General features: G+C 34.1%; 4 protein-coding genes. 3 read left to right on the top strand and 1 reads right to left on the bottom strand.

Features of this window, described 5'->3' with window-relative positions; translation table 11 throughout:
* The first annotated feature begins 760 nt into the window (after positions 1 to 760).
* The 3 genes from G7Y57_RS17640 to G7Y57_RS17630 all read left to right on the top strand — a co-directional run bounded on the left by G7Y57_RS17640 (position 761) and on the right by G7Y57_RS17630 (position 3341).
* Positions 761 to 1249 carry a hypothetical protein gene (locus tag G7Y57_RS17640; protein ID WP_165027265.1) on the top strand — a complete coding sequence of 163 codons (489 nt, stop codon included), beginning with the start codon at positions 761 to 763 and terminating at the stop codon, positions 1247 to 1249.
* 106 nt (positions 1250 to 1355) lie between these two features.
* A complete protein-coding gene (tssD, locus tag G7Y57_RS17635; RefSeq protein WP_165027263.1) occupies positions 1356 to 2918 on the top strand; it encodes a type VI secretion system tube protein TssD in 1563 nt (520 codons plus the stop codon).
* 9 nt (positions 2919 to 2927) lie between these two features.
* Complete coding sequence (locus tag G7Y57_RS17630) at positions 2928 to 3341, top strand: energy transducer TonB (protein WP_165027261.1); 414 nt, start codon at positions 2928 to 2930, stop codon at positions 3339 to 3341.
* 270 nt (positions 3342 to 3611) lie between these two features.
* Here G7Y57_RS17630 and G7Y57_RS17920 read toward each other — a convergent pair.
* Positions 3612 to 3850 (bottom strand): hypothetical protein (locus G7Y57_RS17920; protein ID WP_221412155.1); only part of this gene is annotated, 239 nt, incomplete at its 5' end.

Genomic DNA, 3850 nt, shown 5'->3' with positions numbered 1-3850 from the left:
ATTTTACCCTCTGTGTTAGTGTTTCATACACAAAGGAATTTATAATGTTAATATTTGTTAGTAAAATGCAGGGCTTTATTAGAAGCTCTAGCGGATTTTACTTAACCGGTGGTATACTTTTCAATTATTTTAGTGGACTACTTTTCAATTATATTATACACCTATGCGCATGCGTATGCAGCGTATAAAGCGGCGCGATGGTATTTATCAAAGAGACATTACGTTTTCAATTGGTTTCACGGATATATCGACCGTACCCGACTATAAAAAAACAAGGGCGCAAACTGTCAGTATTGCCACATAAAAAAAGCCCCCGTAGTGTTAGAGGGGGACTTTTCAACCGATTTTTCGCTTAAAAAAAAATCGAAGGGAGATAAATAATGCGAATGCCACACGCTTGTAACATTCTAGGGAATAAATTACACTCTAGGACTGGTTGTTTTTAATTGAAGGGTGTACATGTATTTCATAGTATTAGAAAAAAGGTCAATGAAACAAACTTAAAACCGTTTACTCTCGTATTTCGCACAGAGTTATAAATATCATTGTTTAAACACATTATGAGTTTTATATTAGTTTTGCATTTGAGAACGAAACAAAGATATGTATTAAAGTTTTTTTATAATAACTTTTCATTGTTGATAATATCGCCAAGCACTTTACTTTGATAATCAGATACATATATTAAATTTGTTGATAAAATAATTAAAGGGTGTGTAATTAAGATTATTGTTTTATATTTGAATAAAATTGTTTTAGTATGAAAAAAGACGAAAAAAATACCAATATGTCGGGTGTAGATAATTACCTCGACGAAATAATTGCAAAACGCAAAAAAACAGATTACGGGCGCGCTACCCGACGGATTGGTGCGCTTATGGATATGAACCAAAAAGAAATGGCGGTAAAATTAGGAATGACCCCGCAACAACTTAGCCAATTATTAAAAAAAGATAACTGGACGGACGAACAAAAAAAGAGGGTAGCCGAAGCATTTGAAATACCTTTACAGGGGTTTGAGTCTTTAGCCGCTGAATCTGACCTACTTAGTTTGTATATTACAAACAATACCGCAAATGATAGTAGTAGCATAATAGGAGGACAAAACAATTATACATATCACATAGCCGCCAATAAAAAAGAAAATGTAGAAGATATAATGATGGGGTTAGCCGAAACGACAAAAGGGCTTGCAATACTTTTAGGCAAGCTAGATGAAAAACTAGAAGAAAATAAGAATAAAAAATAATATATAAGCCTTGCCGTATGCGAGGCTTTTATGTTTATACTAAGTGTTAACCTTTCATACCTCTTTACAAGTAATACAAACATTTACTATACTAAATACTAATATTATGGCATTTAAAGCAATCTTAAAAGTAGACGGCGAAGAACGCACCCTACTAACGTATCACAATTATCTTTTTGATATGTGGTCATGCGATTTTTCAAAAGTCACTAAAACCCATTCTACACTTTACGATTATATGGCGGTAGCCAAAGCCTCGCCTTATGCTTTCATACGATATGGCGAACCCTTTGGCGGGCTATTCGACTTTACAATAGAATCGACCGACGACGACGATTTTTTTTATCATTGGTTCAAATCTGATGATAAAAAGGGACGTACATACATAAAAAACGGCGTAATAGAAATATACAATAGCAGAGACGAATATATGCCTATGCGCCGTATCGAATTTTGGGATGCGTGGATAACCGAAATATCGGAACATCATATAGCATACTCTAATATGCCTATGATTCTAGCCTTTACAATCTCGCCCGCCACAATACGGGTAAACAAAAGGGTTGTTTTCCAAAAGAATTGGTTCATTACTGATATAAACCAAAAGGACGCACAACCGCAAGAAAAAGCCGAACCTGTTATAAAGTCTATCTATTGGAAAGGAACAAAAGAGGGAACGGAAAGAAAAGATATAATGCTTAATCATAGCTTACTTTTAGAAGTCGAATTTAGGGAATATATGCAAGGCGATAGTATTGAGTTAACCGTTAAGCAAAACAAAGGGCGGCGTATAAAAGCTCAAGCCAAAGAATTTAGTGTAAGCGGTACAATTGACGAAAACGGGTTAATGTTAATACCAAATTTTAAAGTCGAATGTGATTTTAAAGATGATAATCTGAACTTTGGAAATATTGAGTTCTATTATAAGGATAATAAAGTTGGAGAATTAAAGGAGAATTTCGGGTGGACGTATGTAAAAGATAAGGGTATTTTAAAAATCGTTGCCAATATAGAACTAAAAACGTCTTTTTTGCCTGTTGGCTGTCTTGAATCTGATTTAAAAAATGCTGTTAGTGAATTATTTAAAAGTGTACTACAAAAATCGTCAGGTGGTGTGGTTACGGGTCAATTATTCTTTAATGGAATAAAAACAGTAGAAATGCCGCAAGTTGTACCCGCACTGACTTTTCAAAAACAAAATGCCTGTAATGGTTGTCCTACAAGTTTAGGGCAAACAATATTTAATACAAGTAGTGTAAATGTTGCAGAGGTCGACGATTCTTTTCTTTTAACGGAAACGAGCGAAACAGGCATACATGAATTATTACATACTTTAAGACTTGACCATCCTTTCGAGATAACGCAAGCACAAGACACTAAATTAATTTATATCGGTGGTAATAACCTTAAAACGACAGCCTCGACCGATCCGAATATATTTTATAATGTAATGAATTACGACTCGAATATAATTGACGGTCAAAATCTCGGTGTACTATGGAAAATAAAGCGCCCCGAATATCTTACAAAAGGGCAAATACAGCATATATTTAGAGAAATTGATTTGCAGCAAAAAGGCGGCGGCACAAAAAGCCCGATAGCGACATACGACGATACAAGTTTTGACGATTATTGGATTACTAACATACCCGGTGAAAGGTTCATTTAATAATTAAATATGAAAAATTTACTTATTTTTATTTTCTGTCTTTATTCTTCTTTGCTTTCGGCTCAAACAAACGATAAATGCAGTAGAGAAATAAAACGCGATTCTGTTTTTATGACAGTTGCACAAATGCCCGAATTTTGCGGGGGCGAAATTGAAATGCACAAATTTATAAACGAAAATTTATGTGTTCCTAAAAGTGAGGAGGGCGAGAGACTTGTTATTCGTGCCACTGTCCGCTTTATTGTAACAAAGACGGGAAAGATAGAAAATGTAAAGGCGATAGGCTATAATAAAGATTCAAAGCTGGCTAAAGCCTTAATCAACATCGTTGAATCTATGCCTTGTTGGGTTGCGGGCAAAAACAATGGGATTCCCGTTGATGTATATTATACGCTACCTTTAAATATTCGTACAAAAGAATAGTATTTATCTATGTTTGATATAATATTTAGGATAGCTTTCTTTATAATCGGTTGCATTGTAGGACTTGTATGTATTGTAACTGAATATATAATATTTCGAGATTTTAATAATGATCGCGAAGATAAAGACATAAGAATTTTATTATTAGAACTTGTTTTATATTCAGCCGTTAATATGGGTCTTATAGGTGGTATCTCTTATAATTTGTTTATCTGTGCTTTTGAAGAATAAATAATAAAAAAGCCTCGCAAAATAATGCGAGGCTTTTATTTATCCGTTAAACTCTATCGACATTTGACCGTAATTTGTCTTTTGTATTTCTTGTTTTACATTCATACCCATATACCGATAAAATGATCTTTCGCTCATTGGATAAATAGAATTTACATAGTACCGCCACACTTGCCGCTTAGATTTACTTTGATTGCCTACCTCATGCCGTTCCCTTACAATGTCTTGTATAAGTGCAACGCGCTTAAGTACATTAATATTTCTCTTTGTCTCTCTTT

The sequence above is a fragment of the Dysgonomonas sp. ZJ279 genome (assembly GCF_011039205.1).
In the GTDB taxonomy this organism is placed as follows: Bacteria; Bacteroidota; Bacteroidia; order Bacteroidales; family Dysgonomonadaceae; genus Dysgonomonas.
The sequence above is the reverse complement of the archived record's forward strand: the minus strand, read 5'-3'. Positions and strand labels throughout refer to the sequence as shown.

What these genes read in the sequence shown, in the direction of transcription:
- G7Y57_RS17640 (WP_165027265.1), top strand. Translation starts at nt 761, where the DNA reads ATGAAAAAAGACGAAAAAAATACCAATATGTCGGGTGTAGATAATTAC.
- G7Y57_RS17630 (WP_165027261.1), top strand. Translation starts at nt 2,928, where the DNA reads ATGAAAAATTTACTTATTTTTATTTTCTGTCTTTATTCTTCTTTGCTT.
- tssD (WP_165027263.1), top strand. Translation starts at nt 1,356, where the DNA reads ATGGCATTTAAAGCAATCTTAAAAGTAGACGGCGAAGAACGCACCCTA.